This is a genomic window from Pseudarthrobacter sp. P1 (assembly GCF_050156935.1).
Lineage (GTDB): Bacteria > Actinomycetota > Actinomycetes > Actinomycetales > Micrococcaceae > Specibacter.
In genome coordinates this window covers 910,861-929,116 of sequence record NZ_CP189584.1, presented here as the reverse complement: position 1 = coordinate 929,116, position 18,256 = coordinate 910,861, and the positions used below count along the sequence as shown (strand labels likewise).

Here is an 18,256-nt window from a genome sequence, read left to right as displayed (position 1 = left end):
CCTAGGGTGTGGCGGTTGCGATGGCCCCGGGCCTACGGCCGGGCTTCCGCTCCCACTTGGAGGCCCAGGACTCGACGGATGCACGGGTCCGGAACTGGCCAGCAGCCAGGGACAGGACGGGGGCCGGGAAGCCGTCCTGTTTGACCAGGACGTTGGCCCGCTGGGGTGACACGTGAAGGATTTCGGCTATTTCCTTCAAGCCGACGAGGTCCGGGATGGCGGGTTTTGCCAGCCATTTGTCGAACTCGGCTTCCGAGCGGGCTTCTACTGCAGTGACTTCCATTTCTCCCAGCGTTGATTCTGCCCGTGCCAGTACGGCCGGCAGTTTCGCAACGGCCTCAATGGCGTTCTTGGCGGGGATGGTCAGGGAGATACTTCCTCCTGCGCTTCCGATGGAGACGCTGGGGAAGTAGTCCTTGAGGGCTTCGCTGACGTCGAAGCCGGTTTCTTTGGTTGTTGTGTTTGTCGTACGGAACGTGATGTCGATGTACCAGTCGGTCAGGCTGGTTGTTCCTTCCGTGATCACTGTTCGCTCCCTCTGTTTCGTGGTGTGTCGAGGTTGGCCGTGATAGCTTGGGGGAAGTTTCTTGTCGCTAAGAATAACTTCCCCCAAGCTTCAGGGTCTTACCTGATGAAGCCTGCCCTGACCAGCCTTGCCATCATGTTTTTCCATGATCGGTGGTCGGAGGGTGTTCCGTGAATCGTGATGGGATCAAGGGTTGTGTTTGGCGGGTATACCTGCCATCCGCTCTTGATTTCTTCGATTCTGAACTCTTGCGCTTCGAGTTCTTTGAAGAGCTTCTTCAGTTCCTTATTGGCCATAGGCCCAACCTCTATTCTGTTATCAATGTGCGGGCGTCCCCGCCTGACAATAACAGTATATAGAGTAAACGTTTAGAGAGTCAACTGTTGCGTGAAGTCCGCAGCGGCAGTCCAGTGGGTGCGGACCGGGTCAGGCCTTGCGGCGCCGTGGCGTGATCAGAGCGAACCCAACGGAAGCCATGATCACGGCCGCGAACAAGTCGCCCGTATCACGACCGGCACCGGCGCCACCCCAATACCATTCGCCAATGGCCCCGCCGCCAACGATGACCAGGGCGTAGCCGACGGCCAGCCAGACAAGCCTCACAGCATGCTCGCGGGGATGGAGACGACGGTGCCGCTTTTGGCGTCCTCGGCGCGGGGTGGCCAGTTCCAGTGCCCCGCCTTCGGAGACTCCGAGAACGGCACGTCGAGGGAGAAGAACAGCCCGGTGGGGTTCAGGACTGCCAGGGCAACGTCGTCGGGGGAATGCACGGCCGTGATGATCGCGGCACGCGGCTCCGGCAGGTGCTCTCCACCGGGTGTGCCGTACGACTGGTAGTGGACTGTCCGGCCGATGGTGGGTATCTGGGTCATGCGGTTTTCCTGTTCTTTTTGCGGAGAGTGGTGGGGATGGCTGCGACGAGGATTTGGGCTTGGCGGGCGTGTTTGGTGCCGTCGCGGTGGCGGGTGCGGGTGCCGGTGAGCTGGTCTACGGGGTCCGTGATCCGGGCGAGGGATGATGGGTGCCCGTTGGCGGAGAGCACGGGCAGGCCGCGCATCATGGGCCGGTCGTCTTCGGCATAGTTGAACGGGGCGGCGTGGATGAGCGCGTCATCGTGCGGGGCCGGGTCCAGGTCCAGGGCCAGCTGTGTGGGCGTGGCGACTTCGGCGAGGGTGGCTTGGCCGGCGCATTGGCGGCGGCGGAGGGTGCGGACGTTGCCTGGGCCATGTTGGGCGGCTGGTGTCGGGTTGCGGCGGATGAGGCCGGCGGTTTCGAGGTCGATCATGCGTGCCGCGAGGAGCTCGGCTTGGGGGTCGGTGAGGGTTGACCCGGCGTCGATGTCCCGGGCGACCGCTTCAAGGGCTACGTCTACGGCGAGGGACACCGTCACCGGGTCATAGATGGTCAAGGCTGCCGGGTGGAGTTGCAGGTATCCGTTGCCGTCGCAGATGGGGCAGTCGGGGTTGATGAGTTCGCCAGCGCGGCGGGAACATGCTGTACAGACACGTTTCATGCTGGCGGCCCCTGTCGTTCCTGTGCTTTCTTGACTGTTCAAGCCTAACAGGAATGATCCGTTATTGGTTCACAACGCGCCGTTTATGGGTTACGAATGGTGATTTCCTTGACCATCCCACGAAACGTCACCAGGCCGGCCACGGGCGAGGTGCCGGGCATGCCAGACTTCCGGGCCGCGTCGACCAAGTTCGCCAGCTGCTCCAACGTCACATGCTTCTCCCCCTGCAGCGCCCGCGCCGACACGGTCACCACCGGCCCCGCCAAGGCTGCGGGTGCTTCAAGCTCCCACGCCACCACACCGGCCTCGTCCAACACCGGCTGCCGCCGATACCGCGCCCCAGACTCCCCATCAACCCTGAGGATCGTGCCCGGATCCATCGCCACGAGCGGCGCCTGCTCATGCCCATCCAACGGGCCACCAAAAAACCTATCCATCACGCCTGGTTCCCCTCGATCATCTTCACCACGGCCTCAACACTGCGCCCCATCCGGGCCGCAACCACCTCCACCGGCAACCCCAGACGCAGCAACCACTCCAAATCATCGGTCGTCGTAGCGTACCCGGCCCGCGACGACCGATCAGCCACGGGACACCGGCCCCGCAAGGGCATAATCATACTGGGTGCGCCAGGGCTGGAGGGCCTTGCTGAGTGCTTCGCCCACGTCGATGAAGAGCTGGGTGACACGATCCATGGCGCGGCTGACCAGGGCGGCGAAGGCCGGCAGGGCACTGGCCACCTGCCCAGCAGCTTGTCGGGCGTGGCGTTTCCTGGCCCGGTACTGCATGCGCGGAAAGTTCTCCGGCGTTCTGGCTCGCTGGCTGCGGCTCATCGGTTCCTTCGTGGTCGTCGTTGCTGAGCGATGTTGCCGGCCCAGGCGGGGTGTTCGGGCTTGGTTGGTGCTGGTGTGCGAGCCCCATCGTCCTGCTGTTCTCGTTCTTGGTCGATGAGGTACAGGGCACGCCGTGGTGGGATCGTCACGGTTCCTCCTGGTCGTAGTCTGGTTTGGTGGCGAAACGGCGCATGGTGTTGTTCCTGTCGTCGGCCGCGTAGATGGACGGTGACCATGTACCGGTCCCGGGTATTGGCGCGTACCTGTAGGCGTTGCGCCAGTCAGCTTCCGCCCGCCAAGACTCCGCAGCCAACTCGGCATCCGTGAAGCGCTTCTCCCGTGCTGCCTTGTTCGCGGCCCGGTACGTGATTCGCGTGTCTCGTGGCAGTTTGTAGCCTGCCGGGAACGACGGGTCCAGCGGGTACACGGTGAGCACCAACGGCTCGGTCATGGCTGTTCCCTGAGGTCTGCGCGTAGCTCAACCGTGGCGCGGCGGGCCTCTGCGTAGGCTTTCAGGCCGCGGTCGAAGACTTCGTTATGGACGGCCCGCACATCGGCCGGCGCCAACCGTGCCACGAGGTTGAACGCCTTGACGTACAGCCAGACCCTCATTCCCCTGCCTCCCTGGTCTTGGCGGCCCGGTCACGGAGCCAGTCATGTCCGGCAAGGGGCCATGCCATGGGCCACGCGTCCGCCGCTTCTTCCAGTGCAACGGCTTGGGCTTCGGCAATGACCGGGGCGAGGGTGGTTGCGAGGTGGGCGGCGTGAGCCGCTTCGTCACCTTGAGGGTCGCCCTTGAACTTCGTGGTGCATCCACACGTACACAGGATTTTCCACTTGCCACCTCTGCGGTAGTGTCCGGTGACTTGTTCTATCAGATGCGCACTAAGCGCCTCGGTCAGTGCCTTGGTCAGGTCAGACATTCGGGGCCTCCTTGAGGTTGTCATCGTTGTGTACGTCGGCCCAGAGGTCCACAAAACTTGTGTGCCCGGAGACGGATTCGTTGCACTTGACGCAGAACCCAACCCAGCCACCCGAGGGGTTCGGCCTGACCTTGGCGCTCATTCCCCACCGCCCAGCAGTGCGTCAATGGCGGCGCGGGCTTGACACGTGAACACGTCTTGGAAGGGGCTGAAATCGAAGGGCCTTCCACCCTCGGAGGCGCACAGTGCCCGTGCCACCCGTTCCACGGCGGCGTCCGAGGTCAAGAGGGCGTCCGACGCGGTGAGGGCATCTGTCACTTCCTCGCCCATCTCGTCCACTGCGTCGTCCCCGTACCGGTCGCCCCAATGGTGGTCCCACGCCTTGACAGCGGCCTCCACACGCTCCTCCTGGATACTCACAGCGCAACCTCCCATGGGCAAACTTCGCGGCGAATCAGCACGCTGTGGAGCTTCCGCTTGCGCTGAATTTCGATGATCTGCTCTGCTCGTTCGCGTGAATAGACGGCACTGTCTGCGTCGCGGCGCACACCCCATTCGGCGGAAGTGTCCGGGGCAGGGTTCGCGGCAAGGATGACGCGGAGGTCAGTGGCGGCTGTGCCCTTGCGCAGTGCCGGGACAGTCTCCCAGCGGTGACAGAGTTCTTCGAGTGCTTGGCGGAGCGGGTCGGTGCTCACTCGGCCACCTCCTCGTAGGTTGCCGCGAAGATGTCGCTTCGGCACGGATAAAACTCGCCAGCCACGCCCTTGATGATGAAGTCTCCGATACGGGCCCTCATGGGTCCTTCCAAGGTGGCGATGATGATGCCACCTTCCGGGTGGAGTCCAAGATCTCCGCCAACGAACCCTTCGATGGCATCCGAGTTGAACAGGTTCAGCTGCATGGCTTCGATGACTACGGGCTTCTTGCGGTACTTGCTGGGGGTGCTCATTTGGCGGCCTCTGTGTGGGTACATTCGGTGCATTCGGTGCAGTCATCTTCAGCGCCGGGGGCTCTGGTGACGGTGAGCCATGTGGAGCCTTCGATGGGCTCGTGATGGTCGTGGTGGTCGGGGGTGGGCCCGCACGGGTAGGGCTTGATCAAGTCAGGGTTGACGCCGTAGTGGACTGTGCGTTCGTAGACGAGTTCCCCGTCATCGCTCATGTGCTCACTGGTCCACGCCCATGCTTCCTGCCCGGTGAGGCCTTGGAACATGGCGTCGGCCATGAGTGCGATCTGCTGGGCATCCAGCATGTGGTTCGTGCGGGTGACGGATTCTTTCGGTTCGGCGTTGAACCAGCCGGTTCCACGGACGTCCATGCCGATGGCGCGGGCGTACAGGTATGGCACTTCAACGCCGATGTTGCGGACCTCCCATTCGTCCGGGTGCGGGTAGAGCTCGTGCGCGTAGCGGCGCTTGGTGCGGCGGTTGTTCTCGCTCATTTGGTTCCTTCCAAGGCTGTGGTGATGGCGGTGATTGTCGGGCAGGGGTAGCGGTTCCAGTTGCCGTCGTCCGTCCCGCATCCGGTGCAGACTTGCACCATGCGCTGGTGTCTCCCGGTGTACATGACGGCATCAAACGGCTGGTGTAGTGCAGTGACGGCGTCCACGGCGGCGAGGAGTCGGAACGCGTCGTCGTGAGCGAGCTTGTCAGCTGCGCGCATCCCGAAATTGTAGGTACGGCAATCCAATGCGCGTGCCCGGATCTGATCCAGCGCGCTCATGCTGCACCGCCGCCGTGCAGGAGGGTGAGTGTTGCGCCCCAGCCCGCCATGCCGGTCCAGTTCTTTCCGCTGGCCACACCAAATCCGGCTGATGATGCCACGCCTTCTACGCAGCGCATTGTCCAGTAATCAGGCTGCGAACCATCTTCCCAGTGAGCAAGAACGACACTGCCCACTGCCAACGCCTCCAACTCGGCCCCGGCAGTGTCAGGAGCGATGAAGCGGGGCCGGGTGTAGCCAGCAGCAATCAGTGCGTCGGCGGTCTTCCGGGAGAAGTACTTCACGGGGCTGCGGTCTGCGCGATCCTCCCATGCGGGCGACATGTCGGGGTACTCAGTGTCAGCCAGCAGCTCGGCCAGTTCGTCTCTCTGCGTGCTCATGTGTGTCTCCTGTCGGGTAGCCCGTCCATGCGGTCGAGGCGCGAATATTGGGGGTTCGGGTCGGTGGCGATGAGGTTGGCGAGCCATGCCCAGAGCCTCATGACGGGTCCTCGGTGGGCCAGCCGTTCCAGGCCGTGATTTTCGTGTGGGGGATGTGGAGGCTGAGGCTGGCCGGGCCCCGCACCACCACATGCTGGTCGGTCACGGACAGGACCGGGTACCAGTTGCCCTCGTAGTGCACGGCCCGTGCGGCCGCGAGTTCGTGGGCGGTCATGACTGGGCCGGATCAATCATTGCGTCGAGCAGTTCGAGGGCGGAGGCACGGCGCGTCCCGTGCTTGATGCCCGCGACGTACTGACGGCTGATGCCGAACCGGGCAGCAATGGCAGCGTGCGTACCTTCGGCCATCTTGATCAGACGCGCCGTTTCCCGATCCACTTTCAACGGCACGCGCTTCGACTCGTTGTTCTCCAACGCAGTGGCGATTCGCATGTGGGCCGGGTTGACGCACTGCGTGTTCAAGCATTTGTGGTCAACGTGGATCTTCGGGTCAAGCGTCCAGTGGGATGCTTCCCAGATAGCCCGGTGGGCTGGCGTGCTGTGACCGTCAATCTGGACTTTGCCGTATCCCTTTTCGTTGAGTGGACCTGTCCAGTTCCAGCATCCGTTGGGGGCCACCACGTACCGGTTCAGGTTGGTTGTTCCACGCTTGTTGTGTCCGCTGACGAATCGGAGCGGGATGCCTTTGGTGTGGCCCAGGCGTGCGTTTGTGCGCTTGGCTGCGGGTGCCTCAGAACCGCATCCGCAGCCACACGGGCGGGATTCGATGATGCTCATGAGTGGTCCTTCGAGGTGTGGTGGGTGGTGGTTTCGGTGTTGACAATCGCTTCGAGCAACTGGATTTGTTCGGCTGAGATGCGCAGGTCGTAGCCGTGGAGGGGGTTGATGCTGGCCGGCCATTGGGCGAGATGCGCGTACCGGGCCCTCGCAATGGCGAGGGCGGTGCGGGTCGCCGCGAGTTCGTGGGCGGTCATGACTGGGCTTCGTTGACGCGGAGTGCGTGGTATTGCCAGGCGGCGTCCTGGTATTCAGTGGCCGCGGCTTCGACTTTTTCCAGTTGGGTGGCGATGGCGGTGTGGGCGTAGAGGTAGCCGGATTCTTTGGCGAGGTGGTCGAGGGCGGTGATTTCGGCGCTCAGCCGGGCTTTGGTGCGGCCGACAAATGTCCATGCTTTTGCGGTGTCGATGCCGGTGGTGACGGGGGTGGCTGCGGGCTGGGCCGGTGTTAGTGTTTTGATTGCAATCAATCCTTTGTTCTTGGTTGCCGTGGCCCCGGGTGTTGACGCATCGCGGGGTTTCTTGTTCCACCAGTGTAACCCGTTTATGGTTCAATTTGCCCCATTATCGGTTCTGGCGTGTTCGTTACATCGACCGCCACAACCTCGATAGCGGCCCCCGGCGGGCGCCCATCCGCGTAACGTTTCTTCACCGCCAAATCCACCACCACCGCATCATCGGTGTACACCCGCGCCGTCGTCAACGCATCCAGCGTCGACCGGGCGAGTTTGTCCGCGTCCGGCTTCACCGCCGGCAACGCAGGCGCCGACGCCCGCAACGATCCAGCATTCCGGCCCGTCCCGTAATGGCCGCGCGGGCGGGGCAGGTAGAACACGATCGCCACACTCACCGGCCCCGTAATCGTGCCCTGGTGGCACTGCCTCGCCGCCCAAGCGACCTGCTCCCGCCACGGCCCGACCTTCGCACTGGACTCCACCACCGCGACCCGGCCCGTATATCGGCCGCCCTTCTTCACCGCAAACGCATTCTTGGACCCCTGCGGGCCGGGGGTGCCCTCCACCGTGAACGACAGTGGAGGGTGGGTGGGGGCTGTGTTCGTTGTTGTCATGGGCTCATCCAGCCGGGCCGTGGCCATGTTGTGGGGGATCAGAAGAGGCGTGATTCGATCTCGTCCAGTTGCGCCAGTGCGGCCATCAGGGCGGCCCGGACGAGGTCACGTTTGGCTTGCTCGGCTTCGTAGCGCGGTAATCCGACAAGCTTGAGTTCGGTCTTTTTGCTGAGCATGGGCCACGGGTAGCCGCGCTTGTGGAGCTTGATCTGGTCGCCCTTGCCGTTGTCGAGGAGGGCCACGATGGGGCCGGAGCCACCTTTGAACAGCATTGGAATCTTGCAGTCTTCGCGGGTGGTGTAGTCCGGGTTGCGGTCCTCCGGGAAGCCGGAGAGTTCCATGCCGTAGGTTTTGGGCCGGCCCAGCTTGCGCGTCTTGGTGGTCATCAGAAGAGGGTGTCTTTCTGTTCGGTGGATCCAGTGTCGCCGTAGTCGTCGGGGTCGAGGTCCCAGTGCTGGTTGGTGGCCATGTCCCAGACGGCGTCGTGGCCGCAGTGGGGGCAGCGGAACGCGTGAATGTCGCGGGCGGGGTTGGGCCATCCTTCGCGCGGTCCGGTCGCTGGCCGCGTGCCAGTGTTGATCAAGGACCGGCCGCCGAGGCCGCCGCACTGGGCGCACGCGACCTGCTCCAACGGCAGATGCAGGCCAAGGGTGGTCTCGATGGTCTGCCACCCGCGCCAGGTCACCGGCACACCATCCCAGAACGGCGGCAGATCATGACCCGCCGGCACGCCCATGAGGCGACGGACAGACTCCGGCAACTCAGGCACTGTGTGCCTCCCTTTCGTGGGCATGCAGCGCGTCCATGGCCGCGGGCCGGGATGCGTACCCCGCCTCTCGTGTGACCCAGTCGCACCCTTTGCGGTGGCAGCTGGCACCCCATCCGTCGTCATCCAGTCCAGCTTCTTCGAGCGTGACACCATGCTTGTCGAGGAGGGGTCGGAGCCAGGCCATGTCAGGCCATGCCGCTTGGGCTTTGGCCAGGTCTTCGCGGAGGTGCTCAAGTTCGTAGGCGCGGGTGACCCTGCCTTTGTGGTGTTTCATGGCGCCGTGGCAGCATTTCTTGTCCGGTGCCACGTACTCTCCGGAGAGGCATTTGAGCCAGTACAGGACGTGGCCGCGGGTGAGGTTCATCCGGATGCACACGGGGCGGCCAAAGTCGCGGGTGTCGGCCGGGTGGATCCAGTGATCGTTGCGGGCCGACCAAGCGTCCGGCGACGCCTCCCCGCACCCCGGACACAGCAACGGCGTCACTGTAGCGGGCGCCAGGGCGGGCGGTGCCGGCTCCGGGTGAAGCAGGTCCAGCAAATCCAGCTGGCAGGCCATGATCATGGTCATGGGGGGGGTGTCCTTTCGGGGGGGGGGGGGGTGAGTGCGTGTTGTGCGTGCCTTGGTCAGGACGCGCGGGAGTAGGCCCGCCGGTCGGCCATGGTCTTCGCCCGGGTAACCAGGTCCCCACGGCCTTGACGGTGCAGATACCGTTCCAACGCCACGCGGGTGGTCCCAAGCCGGCCGATGATCTCGCCCCAATCCGCACCGGTTGCAACCAGGTGTTCGACGTCCTCAACCCGGGCCAGCTCATGGATTGGGACAGCAGCCGCCATAGGGGCCGTGGCCGGGTCATCGATGGTCTCGTCATCCCACGCCATCGGCGGCAACCAGCCGAGCTGCGCCGCTTTGCGCCGGGCCCGGGACGCAGCAATCTTCGCCCGCCATTCCACAGGCTCCTGCGGCTGGTTCCAGAGTTCGTCATACAGTGCCCGGACGGCCCTGGCCGTGCGTGCCGTGACCTGCCGGGACCCCGTGAACAGGTGCGTGGAGTTCGAACTCGTGACGCCCAACCGTTGCGCGAGCCGCGCCTGTGACCACCCAAGGGCCACCAAAGCCTGCAGGCGGCGCATCGAACCGGCCGGATCCACCAAGGCACCCTCCGCCATGTTGTCCAGGGTGGGTTTGACGGCGAGTATCGCGGCAGCCGTCTTGGCTGCCACTCGCGGGTAGGGTGCGTGGCCACGCTCGTACCGGCCATACAGCAGCGCACACACGGTCGAGGTCGACAAGCCCGCCGCCTTGGCCACGGCCTTCCAAGAAATCCCATTGGCCATCAGGTACCGGACATGCGCCCGGACAGGATCAGCATCGACCCGGCCAGTGTCGTAGCGGCCGTAGGCGATGGCACGGCGGCGTTCAAATTCGGCCCGGCGAGCCTCCTCCCGACACGGTACGCACCGGCACCGATCGACCACATACATCGTCTTGGTCCCGTGGACGTGCCGGGCCTCCTTGCACTGGCATTCACGCTTCATGGGTGGTTCCTCTCAAGTTTTCGTCGTCGTGCTGTGCGGCGTTCTAAGCGCCTGTAATTGTTTGGGTGGCCCCAGTACCCGAATGAACCGTTTCCGGGCGTCAATGCCCCGATTCTGGGTTGCCTGTGGCCTGTCGCATCCGGACCCGCGCCCACCGATGACGCACAGCGCCCTTCACCACCGCGCCCACCGCCTGCCCCGTGACTGACCGGTTAGGCACCCTCGGCGCCAATCGTTCGCGTGTCTTGTGTTCGCTCTTCACGGCCGAAGTTTGTTACGGCGTCGCGGAACCAGGCGGGCATTTTGCTGCGGGGTGCGGGCGGGGTGGGGTTGATGGCGCGGTGGCGGTTGGTTTGGGTTTCTTGGTGGTCGCGGGCGCGGCGGATGTTGGTGATGATGTGGGCTGGTTGGAGGTAGTCGGCTGATTCTTGGCGGTGGATGGTGAGTGCGGTGAGTGCGGTGGGGTAGTCGAGGTGGCCGATGATTTCGTGCCAGGCCCTGATGGTTTCGAGGTCGATGTTGCGGTTGTCGATGAGTGCGGCTTTGGCGAGGAGTTGTTTGGTCTGGTCGGGTGTCATGGGTGTTCTCCGATGCTGCTGGTGTCGATGGCGAGGGCGGCGATGGCGCGTTCGGTTCCGGTGGCTCGGCGTGGGCGTGGGGTGCCGGGTGTGGGGGCTCCGTTGGCTTCGCGTTGGGCTTGGACGATGGAGTTGGGGAGTGTGCTGGCGGGGTAGCCGGCGTCGTTCCATAGTTGGAGTCCGCGGGTGATGTGGGTGGGGTGGATTCCGTCTTTGATGCTGGCTGTGGTGTGGGCGGTGAGTTCGTTGCGGATTTTGGCGGGGAATTTCACGTCGGGGATGGTGGCGAGGAATTCGTTGACGATGCGCGAGCCGGTGTTGATTTTTTCGCGTGGCGAAATTTCGTTGTTTGCTTGGTGACTGTAGTTACGTAAGGCGACCAGAGAACCCCTTTCCCCTTCCCTTTCCCTTTCCACTTCCTTTTCCCCTTCCCTTTCCTTATGTAGTCCTCTAGAGGATTCGGGAGGGTTTGCGTAGGGCTCTGGAATTTCGGGGGTAAATTCCGCGTGTTTCCGGGGTTTTTCTGGTTCGGTGTCGGCCAGAGTGAGGTCCATTTCGTCGTATTTTGACCTGGACGGGTTGGAGACCTTCTGGTGCTTGGACCAGTTGGTGACGTGGAGTACCTGACCACTCTCTGAGTCGTACAGAGTTAGCGCACCGATGGATATAAGGCTCTGTAGTCCTCTAGAGACATCTAGAGAGTCCGCGGGGAAGACCTGCATCTTGATCCGTTTAGGCGAGTACGGCATGTACCCCTGGTCGTCTGCGAAGTTCCACAGGCCGATGAACAGAAGGCGCTCCCAGACTTCCAGTTCGACCAGTTTTTCGTCGGTCCAAAAGTCTGGTTTCAAGTTCCTAATGCGGGCCATCTTCGCTGCCCTCCTCCATTGCGTTGCGGTGGGTGGTGTTGGCGCGTTTGAGCATGATGCGGACGCCGGGGCCGGTCATGGCGAGGGGTTCGGCGATGCGGGCGTGGGTCATGCCGTAGTCGCGTGCCAGGCGGGCGGTGGCGATCCGTTCTTCCATGGCGATGGCGATGGCCACTCTGGATCCGGTGTTGCTGCGTGCCTGCTGGAGGTCCTGCCGCGCTTTGGTGAGGGCTTGGATGATCTCGTCCTGGATGTGGGCTAGGGGCGGGATGTTGGCCAGCGTGGCGGGCGGCTGGTGGTGCGTGTTCAAAGGGGGTCTGTCCTTATGTGTTGGGGGTTGCTGGGTGGCAGGCCCCAAACCTTGGGTGATCCATTGACGGGGCGCTGTGTCCCAAAGCTAGGTCGGCGGTGGAATGTTGGTGGGACGCAGGGTTTCGGCGCCACGCTCCGTTCGGGGCGGTCCTTTCCGTGTGGTTAATGCCGGCCGGTGGCCAGGGCTTCGCGGCGCTGCGTCGCGGCAAGGTGTCGGTCATGCTCGATGCGTTGGGCGTCGGCGCGGGCCCGGCCCTCAAGGTAGGCGCGTTCCCGGATCCGGTTGGCTTCGTGCTCGGCGGCAATCAGGGCCCGGGAGGTTTTCTTGTCTGTGGCGGCACGGATCCGGTCGGCCTGGGCGATGGCCGCGGCGATCAGGGCCCGGGCTGCGGTGTCGGCGTCTGCGAGGATTTTGGCCGCTGTTTCGTGGGCGGTCTTTTCCAGCAGGGCGGCCGAGCGCAGTTGCCGGTCCAGCGAGGCTGCCTGTTCTGTGCGCGACCGCCCGTACTGGTAGGTGCTCATTCCGAGCAACCCGCACATTCAGCAGTGGCGCGCAGTGGCATTCCGCAGGAGTCGCAGGTGGGTTCCGTGGTCGGCCGGCGCGGGATGACCAGACGCTGCCGCGGCGGGGTCAGGGCAATGGGCTTCACGCTGTGGCCTCCAGGTCTCGATGTGTGGTGGTCAGGGGGAACTCGTGCGTGGAGGTGTGTCCGGCTGGGAGGTTGCATGCGGTGTAGACGTGGGTCCATTCGCGCCATTCCTTCACCACGCCGTTGATGGTGCGGAAGGGCTGTACGTCCACGTGCTTCCTGTCGCCGGAAGGTTCGCCGCAGGGTGTGGCGTCTTCATCGAGGAACGCGGCTGGGCTGTCATCGAAGACATCATCGGTCGCCCAGCAAAGGCCGCAGTCGAAGCAGACGTACTGGTCGCCGTCGTGCTCCACCGGGGCGTAGCAGGCGCCGCAATCGATGGACACTCTGATTGTTGGCAGGCTCATGCTGTTCGGGTTCCTTGTCTGGGGATGCCGCGTCGGCGGCGGTTGGTGATGTAGTGGGCCGTGGAGCGTAGGTTGTGCATGTGTCGGGCTTCGGCGGAGGCCTCTCGCTCAGGGGTGTTGCCCATCCCGGCGAGGCGGGCGTTGCGGCGGTGGCAGCCGGCGCAGGCGGCCTGGTTGTGCAGGGTCACGGTGCCCGGCGCGTCAGCTGCGCGGATCCGGGCCGGGCGCATGGGCCGGTGGCAGTGGGTGCAAAACATGGTGGTGGTCCTTTCAGTGGTGGGTGCCAGCTCTTGAGCTGGCACCCACCGCAGGGAGAAGATCTAGAAAGCTGGACCGTCAGACTGGGCACCCCAGCCGCCGGCGCCCGCGTCAGGCGTCCATGCGCCGGTACTTGCCGCGGCGGGCGCATACCCGCCGCCCTGCGCGGCCTGCGGGGCGCGGGGGATGATGCCGACGTCTCGGGCGCTCAGCTCCAATGACTGGCCCTTGGACCCGTCCTTGGCATCCCATTCCCGGATGCGCTCCTGACCGGTCGCAATGACGCGGTCGCCCTTGCGCAGGACCTCAGCCAGCGCCTCGGCTTTCTTGTCCCAGATGGCCACGCGCCGCCAGGTCGTGCCGTCTTCGTCCCACCCACCCTGCTGGTTCTTCTTCGAGTGGTTCTCGGCCAGGGAGAACTCGAGCACGGGCTTGCCGGAGGGTGTGAATTTCAGCTGCGGTTCGCCGACGTTGCCGACTACGGTGACATCACCCATGGGTTAGACGCTCGCTTCTGTGGTGCCCCATGCGGGGTCAAGGGTGGGGTCGTACTCGGCGTCCGGGAGTTCCCCGGTTGCCTGGTCGGCGGCGGCCGCGTTGAGGGCGTCGGTGATTTCCTGCGTGAGCTGCGCCGCCTCGGTGACGTTCAGCTCCGAGGATGAGGCGATCTCGCGCCCGGCCCACTCGCTGGCAAGGTGGAGCATCTGCTCCTTGGTGGTGTGACCGGCGGCCCTCATTGCCTCGCCAAGGGCGGTCTGCTGGGCACGGCTGCACCCCGGCTCCGGCGCGGGCCCAGCGGGCTCGGGCTCGGGGGCTGGAGCGTCCACTACGACGGCGGGCAGGGCCGGTGACGGTGCCTGACGGCGAGTGATCGTCCGCTTCGCCTTCGGAGCCTCGGTGGCGGCGGGCGCTGTGGAGGGCACCTCGCCAAGGTCATCCAGTTCAACTTCCTCCACGCTCGTGGCGGCGATACCGGTCAGCACGTCGGGGGCGATGGTGCGGCATGCCTCAGCCTGTGCCTTGGCCGTGAGCATGGCGGTCGGGTCGGTCGAGTATTTCTTGTTGCCCAGATACCCGGCCGTGCGTGCACGGTCGATGGTCCAGGTGAATTCCTGCCATTCCTGCTGGCCCTTGCGGCGGCCCATGACAGTGACGGAATCGGGAGTCGCTGCGGTGCGGCGGATGTCGTGCCCTGCAGCCAGCACAAGGGCGACCATGGTGCGGGCGTACATGGCCGGACGGCCCTGCACGACGAAGATGTTCGACAGGGCGTTCATCGGGTCCAGGCCGAGGGACTTGCCCGCGAGGATCGCCGCTGCTGCCGCTTCTGGCTTTCCCCGGAACGACGCCGGAACAAACTCCGTGCCGCACAGGGCGGTGCCGAGACGGTGCGCGGCGTCCAACTCCTGCGCCCACTCCAGCAGGGAGATGGTCGTGGCGGTCGCGTTCAAGGCGGGGCGGTTGATGGACGGCGCCGGGGCCAGTGGGCCGGCGGTTTGGGTGAGGGCTACTTCGCTCATGATTCGATTGCTTTCTGGTATCGGGTTCGGATGGATGCCTGCATCTCGGTCAGGGATTGGATAAGAAGCTCAACGGCTCGCGGGTTGAGCATGATCTCGTGGTCTCCAGGGCCGCGCTTTCGGTCCCACGTGTTGAGCGCGATGCACTCGTCTTCGTAGTAGAGCTCCACGCCTTGCCCTTTCTCATGGTCCACGTACTGGAACGGGGCGCTCATGCGGCCACCGCCGCAGGCAGGGCCAGTGGTTCGAGGGCGAGCGCCTCGCGGAGCTTCTTTGCCTTGGCCGTGAATGCCGCGGCGAGGAACCATCCGAAGTGCTCGTCAATCTCAGCCGGGCTGGTGGCCATCGGGTAAAGGCTCGTGCCCAGGGGGCGGTCGCCGTAGCGGGCATGCGCATCGTCGCGGTCCATCGGGGTTACGTGGGCGACGAACGTCTTGATGACCTTCGGCATGGGCTGTTCCTGGCCGTCCTCGTCAAGGTAGAACTCAGCCTTCGAGTACGCGGCCAACTGCAACGCCGTCTCCCCGTAGACGCCCTTGGACGTCTTCAAGTCGATCTGCACCACCCAGCCGGCGGCGATCTCTTCGGCCGTCATGAGCAGCGGGGACGTGGCATACATGTCGAACGTGCCCGCATAGTGGTGGGTCCGGTTCCCGCAGGGCCGCTCGAGCAGGACGGCGGTGATCTGCCAGTCCTCCAGGAACTGCGCGAAGCCTTCGACGTATCCGGCCAAGTCGTCGTCAGCTTCAACCACACCTGTCCTGGACAGCTGCTCGGCGAGCTTGTGCACCGCTGTTCCGGTGGTGCCGGCGTCGTCGCGGTGCTTGCGCCACGCGAACTTCATCTCCCGCAGGGCCTCGTCGGCGGGCATGACCTGCAGCTGCTCGACGTGATCGAGGGCCCACTGGCCTGCCATCTCGGCCGCCCACGGGATCAGTGCACCCTTGGGGACGCCTTCGCCGATGAGTGTGGTGACGCCGGTGACAGGGAGCCCGTCGAGCCGGTAGCGGTGGCCAGAGTGCGTGAACGTCAGGCCCTTCGCGGTGGCCTTGGGCGCGGGCTTCATGATGGCGGATCCGGTGGCGATGGTGGTCTTGGCGACTACCGGCTTCGGTGCTGTTGGCCGGGCGCCGGTCTTGATCATGGCTTTCATGGCTGGTTCCTTTCGTAGCTGGGGGAGTCGTGCGGGTCGGTCGGTTCGGTGTAGATGCCCTGGCCGGCGAGCTGCGCATCGGTGGGTTCGAAGTCGACGGGGTCGGCACGGTGTCGGGGAGGCCGGCCCTGCACCTTCGCGTCCAGGCGCTCCAACTCGTGGCTCATGATGCCAACTCGCCATCCACGAACACGTACTCGTGATCCGTGGACTCCGTGACCCACTCGATGAAGATCTGGAAATCGTTGGCCTCGCCCATGTCCTGCAGGATCTGCAGACTGTTTGCGTCCAGGACGTTGCCGTTGCGGATCACCATGGTGCGCAGTTCCGGATCGGTGGCGATGATCATGGCCGCGGAGACGATGATCTGCTCGGCCCCTGACGCCCGGGAGAACGGCACGCCCTGGTACAGCACGCCCTCATCGTCGAAGGACAGGCCATCGATCGGCATCTCAGCGACAGCCAAACCGGCAGCCTTGCGCTGGTCAATCTCGGCGAGCCTCGCGGTCAGCTCGTTCGCTTCCCGCTGGGTGACTTCCAGATTCTTGGCGACGGCCTTCTTCTCGCGACTCACACGGATCTGTGAGTTGGTGACCTCTGCAGTGTCGATCTGATGCTTGATCGAGTCGGTGTCGGGGATGGTGGCCAGCTCCCATTCCTTGGCAGCCGCCATGGCGCCGGCCAGCTCGGATTCAGCTTCTGCGAGTTCGGCCCGGATGGAGTTCACCCGTGATTCCGCATTCCACAACCGTGATCGTGCGTCAGAGCAGCGTTGCTGGGTGGCTTCGGCAGCCCGCAGTACTTCCAGAAGCTCAGACAAACTGACTTCTTCGTCCGGCAGGTCAGTGGCCATGGGCAGGAAGGCTTTCAGCTGGGCGTCCAGCTGGGCCACATACCGGTTCACGTCACGGCGCTCAGCAAAGACCGAGGCACGTTCCGCGTCCAGCTCTGCCGGAACGAACGGCAACTCCACGACGGAGAGCAGCGTCTTGAGCTGCTCCTTCTCACCGCTGGTCGCGAACGTCGAGGCATCGATGCCGAGGCTGCTGATCATGCCGTTCAGCTCCGCCTGGGACAGCTTGGACCCGTCAGCGTTCTTCGCGACCATCGTCGTGCCGGACGGGGTGTACTTGCGGGTGATGACCTTGCCATCGGCCAGCGTCGTCTCGATGCTGGCCTTCCCGTGGCCGTCCTTGATGGGCCGCTTGATGTTCCGGCCGTTGTGGCCACACAGCACGGACTCGATGGCGTCCAGCGTGCTGGTCTTCCCGGCGCCGTTCATGCCGGCCAGGATGATCAGGTTGCCTGTCGGTTCGATGGCGGCGTGGGAGAGGCGCTGGAAGTTGTTGATCTCGGCGCGGGTAATCATGGTGCTCATGGTGCAGGTCCTTCCAAAGGGGGTGGGTTAGTGGTTCTTCCGGTCATGCCGGATCGCTGCGGGGATGAAGCAGCCCAGGATGATCGCCGCGACAACGACGATCAGGAAGACGGCGCTCACAGCGCGTCACGGTCAGGGAGGGCGTCAACGAGGGTGAGGATCGCGGCGCGGAGCATGTCCTCGTAGTGGTCGACCGCTTCGGCCGGGCCACGGAATCCCCAGTGCTCGCCGTCGCGGGAGTTCCGGAGGAATTCGCCGTACTCGGCTGCCGCCTCGAACCGGTCCTTGTTCAGGTCCCGGTGTGTTGCGGCGGAGAGTTCGCGCCGCGCCTGGCCGAGGTCATCCCCGGCGGGGGAGTCAGCAACAACGCGGGGCAAATGGGCGGCCAGGATATTGGCTGCCTCGGTCGCGGACGGGCGCAGGTCACTGCACGAGTCCAGACGATCCGGAAAATGGGTAAGCTGGGTAGCGGTCATCACATGTCCTTTGAACTGGTTGTGGTGGCTTTCGAGGGTCCTGGACTGCAATCCGGGACCCTCACCTTTTTAAGGTGCCTTACGAGTAAAAGACTATAGGAAACTATAGCTAAGTGCAAGTAGGAAACTATAAGTCCACTTGCTCTAGTTCCTAGTTGCGGCCGTCTCTGATTTGATACAGGCGCGGCACCGACAGGCCTGTCATGGTGGCCATCTCCTGACGGGAGACTCCCTTGAGCTGCATGGCCTCCACGATGGCCGCATTGCGGACGCGCAACGCCGTGTCCAGTGCGTCCTGCTTCCGCTTCAGATCGGCCAAGACTCGTGCGGCTTCCTGCTCGCTCACCTTTTCGCTCACTCTCTGGATTGTAGTTGCTCATCGGGTCCTCCATTCCGGGTCAGTCAGGGTTTTGATGGCGAAGCCGAGGACGGCCATCCTGTCGTCGTGGGCCTGCAGCTCGGCCTCCAGCGCCTCGATCACGGACGCGTCGCCCTCGTGCATCTGCGCCTCCAAATCCCCGATCACAACAGCCACCCGCGCCCGCTCCGCATGCAGCAACGCCATATCAGCACTCACGCGGCCACGCCATGCGCGGCGAAGGGACCGGC

41 protein-coding genes are annotated in these 18,256 nt (G+C 64.3%); all 41 read right to left on the bottom strand.

Annotated features, from left to right (window positions below):
- Position 1: 1 nt before the first annotated feature.
- The gene (locus tag ACQCSX_RS04380) at positions 2-526 is read right to left on the bottom strand and encodes a hypothetical protein (protein WP_427017857.1); all 525 of its coding nucleotides are present in this window, start codon (positions 524-526) and stop codon (positions 2-4) included.
- 98 nt (positions 527-624) lie between these two features.
- The gene (locus ACQCSX_RS04375) at positions 625-822 is read right to left on the bottom strand and encodes a hypothetical protein (RefSeq protein ID WP_427017856.1); all 198 of its coding nucleotides are present in this window, start codon (positions 820-822) and stop codon (positions 625-627) included.
- Between the two features lie 130 nt (positions 823-952).
- Positions 953-1,129 (bottom strand): hypothetical protein, encoded by a 177-nt coding sequence (locus ACQCSX_RS04370; RefSeq protein WP_427017855.1) that lies wholly within the window; start codon positions 1,127-1,129, stop codon positions 953-955.
- Positions 1,126-1,398 carry a hypothetical protein gene (locus ACQCSX_RS04365; RefSeq protein ID WP_427017854.1) on the bottom strand — a complete coding sequence of 91 codons (273 nt, stop codon included), beginning with the start codon at positions 1,396-1,398 and terminating at the stop codon, positions 1,126-1,128. The genes ACQCSX_RS04370 and ACQCSX_RS04365 overlap by 4 nt, the downstream gene beginning before the upstream one ends.
- Positions 1,395-2,039: a hypothetical protein gene (locus ACQCSX_RS04360; protein WP_427017853.1), complete on the bottom strand. Its 645-nt coding sequence runs from the start codon at positions 2,037-2,039 to the stop codon at positions 1,395-1,397. Before ACQCSX_RS04360 ends, ACQCSX_RS04365 begins: the two co-directional genes overlap by 4 nt.
- Before the next feature lie 83 nt (positions 2,040-2,122).
- Positions 2,123-2,425 (bottom strand): hypothetical protein, encoded by a 303-nt coding sequence (locus ACQCSX_RS04355; protein ID WP_427017852.1) that lies wholly within the window; start codon positions 2,423-2,425, stop codon positions 2,123-2,125.
- A gap of 50 nt (positions 2,426-2,475) precedes the next feature.
- A complete protein-coding gene (locus ACQCSX_RS04350) occupies positions 2,476-2,628 on the bottom strand; it encodes a hypothetical protein (RefSeq protein ID WP_427017851.1) in 153 nt (50 codons plus the stop codon).
- Positions 2,621-2,872: a hypothetical protein gene (locus tag ACQCSX_RS04345; protein ID WP_427017850.1), complete on the bottom strand. Its 252-nt coding sequence runs from the start codon at positions 2,870-2,872 to the stop codon at positions 2,621-2,623. Before ACQCSX_RS04345 ends, ACQCSX_RS04350 begins: the two co-directional genes overlap by 8 nt.
- A 145-nt stretch (positions 2,873-3,017) precedes the next feature.
- Positions 3,018-3,323 carry a hypothetical protein gene (locus ACQCSX_RS04340; RefSeq protein ID WP_427017849.1) on the bottom strand — a complete coding sequence of 102 codons (306 nt, stop codon included), beginning with the start codon at positions 3,321-3,323 and terminating at the stop codon, positions 3,018-3,020.
- Complete coding sequence (locus ACQCSX_RS04335; protein WP_427017848.1) at positions 3,320-3,484, bottom strand: hypothetical protein; 165 nt, start codon at positions 3,482-3,484, stop codon at positions 3,320-3,322. Before ACQCSX_RS04335 ends, ACQCSX_RS04340 begins: the two co-directional genes overlap by 4 nt.
- Positions 3,481-3,795 carry a hypothetical protein gene (locus ACQCSX_RS04330; protein WP_427017847.1) on the bottom strand — a complete coding sequence of 105 codons (315 nt, stop codon included), beginning with the start codon at positions 3,793-3,795 and terminating at the stop codon, positions 3,481-3,483. Before ACQCSX_RS04330 ends, ACQCSX_RS04335 begins: the two co-directional genes overlap by 4 nt.
- Positions 3,796-3,933: 138 nt before the next feature.
- The gene (locus tag ACQCSX_RS04325) at positions 3,934-4,215 is read right to left on the bottom strand and encodes a hypothetical protein (RefSeq protein ID WP_427017846.1); all 282 of its coding nucleotides are present in this window, start codon (positions 4,213-4,215) and stop codon (positions 3,934-3,936) included.
- A complete protein-coding gene (locus ACQCSX_RS04320) occupies positions 4,212-4,490 on the bottom strand; it encodes a hypothetical protein (RefSeq protein WP_427017845.1) in 279 nt (92 codons plus the stop codon). Before ACQCSX_RS04320 ends, ACQCSX_RS04325 begins: the two co-directional genes overlap by 4 nt.
- Complete coding sequence (locus tag ACQCSX_RS04315; RefSeq protein ID WP_427017844.1) at positions 4,487-4,744, bottom strand: hypothetical protein; 258 nt, start codon at positions 4,742-4,744, stop codon at positions 4,487-4,489. The genes ACQCSX_RS04320 and ACQCSX_RS04315 overlap by 4 nt, the downstream gene beginning before the upstream one ends.
- A complete protein-coding gene (locus tag ACQCSX_RS04310) occupies positions 4,741-5,235 on the bottom strand; it encodes a hypothetical protein (RefSeq protein WP_427017843.1) in 495 nt (164 codons plus the stop codon). Before ACQCSX_RS04310 ends, ACQCSX_RS04315 begins: the two co-directional genes overlap by 4 nt.
- The gene (locus ACQCSX_RS04305; RefSeq protein ID WP_427017842.1) at positions 5,232-5,516 is read right to left on the bottom strand and encodes a hypothetical protein; all 285 of its coding nucleotides are present in this window, start codon (positions 5,514-5,516) and stop codon (positions 5,232-5,234) included. The genes ACQCSX_RS04310 and ACQCSX_RS04305 overlap by 4 nt, the downstream gene beginning before the upstream one ends.
- The gene (locus ACQCSX_RS04300; RefSeq protein WP_427017841.1) at positions 5,513-5,896 is read right to left on the bottom strand and encodes a hypothetical protein; all 384 of its coding nucleotides are present in this window, start codon (positions 5,894-5,896) and stop codon (positions 5,513-5,515) included. The genes ACQCSX_RS04305 and ACQCSX_RS04300 overlap by 4 nt, the downstream gene beginning before the upstream one ends.
- Positions 5,897-5,993: 97 nt before the next feature.
- Positions 5,994-6,170, bottom strand: a complete 177-nt coding sequence (locus ACQCSX_RS04295; protein ID WP_427017840.1) for a hypothetical protein — start codon at positions 6,168-6,170, stop codon at positions 5,994-5,996.
- The gene (locus ACQCSX_RS04290; RefSeq protein ID WP_427017839.1) at positions 6,167-6,733 is read right to left on the bottom strand and encodes an HNH endonuclease signature motif containing protein; all 567 of its coding nucleotides are present in this window, start codon (positions 6,731-6,733) and stop codon (positions 6,167-6,169) included. Before ACQCSX_RS04290 ends, ACQCSX_RS04295 begins: the two co-directional genes overlap by 4 nt.
- Positions 6,730-6,930 (bottom strand): hypothetical protein, encoded by a 201-nt coding sequence (locus ACQCSX_RS04285; protein ID WP_427017838.1) that lies wholly within the window; start codon positions 6,928-6,930, stop codon positions 6,730-6,732. The genes ACQCSX_RS04290 and ACQCSX_RS04285 overlap by 4 nt, the downstream gene beginning before the upstream one ends.
- Positions 6,927-7,202: a hypothetical protein gene (locus ACQCSX_RS04280; protein WP_427017837.1), complete on the bottom strand. Its 276-nt coding sequence runs from the start codon at positions 7,200-7,202 to the stop codon at positions 6,927-6,929. Before ACQCSX_RS04280 ends, ACQCSX_RS04285 begins: the two co-directional genes overlap by 4 nt.
- Positions 7,203-7,276: 74 nt before the next feature.
- The gene (locus ACQCSX_RS04275) at positions 7,277-7,801 is read right to left on the bottom strand and encodes a RusA family crossover junction endodeoxyribonuclease (protein ID WP_427017836.1); all 525 of its coding nucleotides are present in this window, start codon (positions 7,799-7,801) and stop codon (positions 7,277-7,279) included.
- Positions 7,802-7,839: 38 nt separating this feature from the next.
- Positions 7,840-8,187, bottom strand: coding sequence for a hypothetical protein (locus ACQCSX_RS04270; RefSeq protein WP_427017835.1), 348 nt, complete (start codon positions 8,185-8,187; stop codon positions 7,840-7,842).
- Complete coding sequence (locus ACQCSX_RS04265) at positions 8,187-8,570, bottom strand: hypothetical protein (protein WP_427017834.1); 384 nt, start codon at positions 8,568-8,570, stop codon at positions 8,187-8,189. Before ACQCSX_RS04265 ends, ACQCSX_RS04270 begins: the two co-directional genes overlap by 1 nt.
- A complete protein-coding gene (locus tag ACQCSX_RS04260; RefSeq protein ID WP_427017833.1) occupies positions 8,563-9,138 on the bottom strand; it encodes a hypothetical protein in 576 nt (191 codons plus the stop codon). The genes ACQCSX_RS04265 and ACQCSX_RS04260 overlap by 8 nt, the downstream gene beginning before the upstream one ends.
- Positions 9,139-9,194: 56 nt before the next feature.
- The gene (locus ACQCSX_RS04255) at positions 9,195-9,860 is read right to left on the bottom strand and encodes a hypothetical protein (RefSeq protein ID WP_427017832.1); all 666 of its coding nucleotides are present in this window, start codon (positions 9,858-9,860) and stop codon (positions 9,195-9,197) included.
- Between the two features lie 458 nt (positions 9,861-10,318).
- A complete protein-coding gene (locus tag ACQCSX_RS04250) occupies positions 10,319-10,684 on the bottom strand; it encodes a hypothetical protein (protein WP_427017831.1) in 366 nt (121 codons plus the stop codon).
- The gene (locus ACQCSX_RS04245) at positions 10,681-11,553 is read right to left on the bottom strand and encodes a hypothetical protein (protein WP_427017830.1); all 873 of its coding nucleotides are present in this window, start codon (positions 11,551-11,553) and stop codon (positions 10,681-10,683) included. Before ACQCSX_RS04245 ends, ACQCSX_RS04250 begins: the two co-directional genes overlap by 4 nt.
- Positions 11,540-11,863: a hypothetical protein gene (locus ACQCSX_RS04240; protein WP_427017829.1), complete on the bottom strand. Its 324-nt coding sequence runs from the start codon at positions 11,861-11,863 to the stop codon at positions 11,540-11,542. Before ACQCSX_RS04240 ends, ACQCSX_RS04245 begins: the two co-directional genes overlap by 14 nt.
- Before the next feature lie 164 nt (positions 11,864-12,027).
- Positions 12,028-12,387, bottom strand: coding sequence for a hypothetical protein (locus ACQCSX_RS04235; protein WP_427017828.1), 360 nt, complete (start codon positions 12,385-12,387; stop codon positions 12,028-12,030).
- A 124-nt stretch (positions 12,388-12,511) separates the two neighbouring features.
- A complete protein-coding gene (locus ACQCSX_RS04230) occupies positions 12,512-12,862 on the bottom strand; it encodes a hypothetical protein (protein WP_427017827.1) in 351 nt (116 codons plus the stop codon).
- Positions 12,859-13,119 carry a hypothetical protein gene (locus ACQCSX_RS04225; RefSeq protein WP_427017826.1) on the bottom strand — a complete coding sequence of 87 codons (261 nt, stop codon included), beginning with the start codon at positions 13,117-13,119 and terminating at the stop codon, positions 12,859-12,861. The genes ACQCSX_RS04230 and ACQCSX_RS04225 overlap by 4 nt, the downstream gene beginning before the upstream one ends.
- A 63-nt stretch (positions 13,120-13,182) precedes the next feature.
- Positions 13,183-13,617, bottom strand: coding sequence for a single-stranded DNA-binding protein (locus ACQCSX_RS04220; protein ID WP_427017825.1), 435 nt, complete (start codon positions 13,615-13,617; stop codon positions 13,183-13,185).
- 3 nt (positions 13,618-13,620) lie between these two features.
- A complete protein-coding gene (locus ACQCSX_RS04215) occupies positions 13,621-14,640 on the bottom strand; it encodes a hypothetical protein (protein ID WP_427017824.1) in 1,020 nt (339 codons plus the stop codon).
- Positions 14,637-14,855 (bottom strand): hypothetical protein, encoded by a 219-nt coding sequence (locus ACQCSX_RS04210; RefSeq protein WP_427017823.1) that lies wholly within the window; start codon positions 14,853-14,855, stop codon positions 14,637-14,639. Before ACQCSX_RS04210 ends, ACQCSX_RS04215 begins: the two co-directional genes overlap by 4 nt.
- Positions 14,852-15,793, bottom strand: coding sequence for a hypothetical protein (locus tag ACQCSX_RS04205; RefSeq protein ID WP_427017822.1), 942 nt, complete (start codon positions 15,791-15,793; stop codon positions 14,852-14,854). Before ACQCSX_RS04205 ends, ACQCSX_RS04210 begins: the two co-directional genes overlap by 4 nt.
- A complete protein-coding gene (locus tag ACQCSX_RS04200; protein ID WP_427017821.1) occupies positions 15,790-15,960 on the bottom strand; it encodes a hypothetical protein in 171 nt (56 codons plus the stop codon). Before ACQCSX_RS04200 ends, ACQCSX_RS04205 begins: the two co-directional genes overlap by 4 nt.
- Positions 15,957-17,171 carry an AAA family ATPase gene (locus ACQCSX_RS04195; RefSeq protein WP_427017820.1) on the bottom strand — a complete coding sequence of 405 codons (1,215 nt, stop codon included), beginning with the start codon at positions 17,169-17,171 and terminating at the stop codon, positions 15,957-15,959. The genes ACQCSX_RS04200 and ACQCSX_RS04195 overlap by 4 nt, the downstream gene beginning before the upstream one ends.
- 116 nt (positions 17,172-17,287) lie before the next feature.
- Positions 17,288-17,647, bottom strand: a complete 360-nt coding sequence (locus ACQCSX_RS04190; RefSeq protein WP_427017819.1) for a hypothetical protein — start codon at positions 17,645-17,647, stop codon at positions 17,288-17,290.
- A 151-nt stretch (positions 17,648-17,798) separates the two neighbouring features.
- The gene (locus ACQCSX_RS04185) at positions 17,799-18,005 is read right to left on the bottom strand and encodes a hypothetical protein (protein ID WP_427017818.1); all 207 of its coding nucleotides are present in this window, start codon (positions 18,003-18,005) and stop codon (positions 17,799-17,801) included.
- An 18-nt stretch (positions 18,006-18,023) separates the two neighbouring features.
- On the bottom strand, positions 18,024-18,224 hold the full coding sequence (locus tag ACQCSX_RS04180) for a hypothetical protein (protein WP_427017817.1): 201 nt from the start codon (positions 18,222-18,224) through the stop codon (positions 18,024-18,026).
- Between the last annotated feature and the right edge of the window lie 32 nt (positions 18,225-18,256).

Excerpts from the sequence above, each read along its gene's own strand:
- ACQCSX_RS04225 (WP_427017826.1), bottom strand. The coding sequence starts at position 13,119 with ATGTTTTGCACCCACTGCCACCGGCCCATGCGCCCGGCCCGGATCCGC.
- ACQCSX_RS04195 (WP_427017820.1), bottom strand. The coding sequence starts at position 17,171 with ATGAGCACCATGATTACCCGCGCCGAGATCAACAACTTCCAGCGCCTC.
- ACQCSX_RS04345 (WP_427017850.1), bottom strand. The coding sequence starts at position 2,872 with ATGAGCCGCAGCCAGCGAGCCAGAACGCCGGAGAACTTTCCGCGCATG.
- ACQCSX_RS04330 (WP_427017847.1), bottom strand. The coding sequence starts at position 3,795 with ATGTCTGACCTGACCAAGGCACTGACCGAGGCGCTTAGTGCGCATCTG.
- ACQCSX_RS04235 (WP_427017828.1), bottom strand. The coding sequence starts at position 12,387 with ATGAGCACCTACCAGTACGGGCGGTCGCGCACAGAACAGGCAGCCTCG.
- ACQCSX_RS04360 (WP_427017853.1), bottom strand. The coding sequence starts at position 2,039 with ATGAAACGTGTCTGTACAGCATGTTCCCGCCGCGCTGGCGAACTCATC.
- ACQCSX_RS04230 (WP_427017827.1), bottom strand. The coding sequence starts at position 12,862 with ATGAGCCTGCCAACAATCAGAGTGTCCATCGATTGCGGCGCCTGCTAC.
- ACQCSX_RS04365 (WP_427017854.1), bottom strand. The coding sequence starts at position 1,398 with ATGACCCAGATACCCACCATCGGCCGGACAGTCCACTACCAGTCGTAC.
- ACQCSX_RS04310 (WP_427017843.1), bottom strand. The coding sequence starts at position 5,235 with ATGAGCGAGAACAACCGCCGCACCAAGCGCCGCTACGCGCACGAGCTC.
- ACQCSX_RS04295 (WP_427017840.1), bottom strand. The coding sequence starts at position 6,170 with ATGACCGCCCACGAACTCGCGGCCGCACGGGCCGTGCACTACGAGGGC.
- ACQCSX_RS04300 (WP_427017841.1), bottom strand. The coding sequence starts at position 5,896 with ATGAGCACGCAGAGAGACGAACTGGCCGAGCTGCTGGCTGACACTGAG.
- ACQCSX_RS04260 (WP_427017833.1), bottom strand. The coding sequence starts at position 9,138 with ATGACCATGATCATGGCCTGCCAGCTGGATTTGCTGGACCTGCTTCAC.
- ACQCSX_RS04215 (WP_427017824.1), bottom strand. The coding sequence starts at position 14,640 with ATGAGCGAAGTAGCCCTCACCCAAACCGCCGGCCCACTGGCCCCGGCG.
- ACQCSX_RS04315 (WP_427017844.1), bottom strand. The coding sequence starts at position 4,744 with ATGAGCACCCCCAGCAAGTACCGCAAGAAGCCCGTAGTCATCGAAGCC.
- ACQCSX_RS04250 (WP_427017831.1), bottom strand. The coding sequence starts at position 10,684 with ATGACACCCGACCAGACCAAACAACTCCTCGCCAAAGCCGCACTCATC.
- ACQCSX_RS04270 (WP_427017835.1), bottom strand. The coding sequence starts at position 8,187 with ATGACCACCAAGACGCGCAAGCTGGGCCGGCCCAAAACCTACGGCATG.
- ACQCSX_RS04190 (WP_427017819.1), bottom strand. The coding sequence starts at position 17,647 with ATGACCGCTACCCAGCTTACCCATTTTCCGGATCGTCTGGACTCGTGC.
- ACQCSX_RS04205 (WP_427017822.1), bottom strand. The coding sequence starts at position 15,793 with ATGAAAGCCATGATCAAGACCGGCGCCCGGCCAACAGCACCGAAGCCG.
- ACQCSX_RS04335 (WP_427017848.1), bottom strand. The coding sequence starts at position 3,484 with ATGAGGGTCTGGCTGTACGTCAAGGCGTTCAACCTCGTGGCACGGTTG.
- ACQCSX_RS04200 (WP_427017821.1), bottom strand. The coding sequence starts at position 15,960 with ATGAGCCACGAGTTGGAGCGCCTGGACGCGAAGGTGCAGGGCCGGCCT.
- ACQCSX_RS04245 (WP_427017830.1), bottom strand. The coding sequence starts at position 11,553 with ATGGCCCGCATTAGGAACTTGAAACCAGACTTTTGGACCGACGAAAAA.
- ACQCSX_RS04285 (WP_427017838.1), bottom strand. The coding sequence starts at position 6,930 with ATGACCGCCCACGAACTCGCGGCGACCCGCACCGCCCTCGCCATTGCG.
- ACQCSX_RS04340 (WP_427017849.1), bottom strand. The coding sequence starts at position 3,323 with ATGACCGAGCCGTTGGTGCTCACCGTGTACCCGCTGGACCCGTCGTTC.
- ACQCSX_RS04290 (WP_427017839.1), bottom strand. The coding sequence starts at position 6,733 with ATGAGCATCATCGAATCCCGCCCGTGTGGCTGCGGATGCGGTTCTGAG.
- ACQCSX_RS04210 (WP_427017823.1), bottom strand. The coding sequence starts at position 14,855 with ATGAGCGCCCCGTTCCAGTACGTGGACCATGAGAAAGGGCAAGGCGTG.
- ACQCSX_RS04220 (WP_427017825.1), bottom strand. The coding sequence starts at position 13,617 with ATGGGTGATGTCACCGTAGTCGGCAACGTCGGCGAACCGCAGCTGAAA.
- ACQCSX_RS04275 (WP_427017836.1), bottom strand. The coding sequence starts at position 7,801 with ATGACAACAACGAACACAGCCCCCACCCACCCTCCACTGTCGTTCACG.
- ACQCSX_RS04305 (WP_427017842.1), bottom strand. The coding sequence starts at position 5,516 with ATGAGCGCGCTGGATCAGATCCGGGCACGCGCATTGGATTGCCGTACC.
- ACQCSX_RS04375 (WP_427017856.1), bottom strand. The coding sequence starts at position 822 with ATGGCCAATAAGGAACTGAAGAAGCTCTTCAAAGAACTCGAAGCGCAA.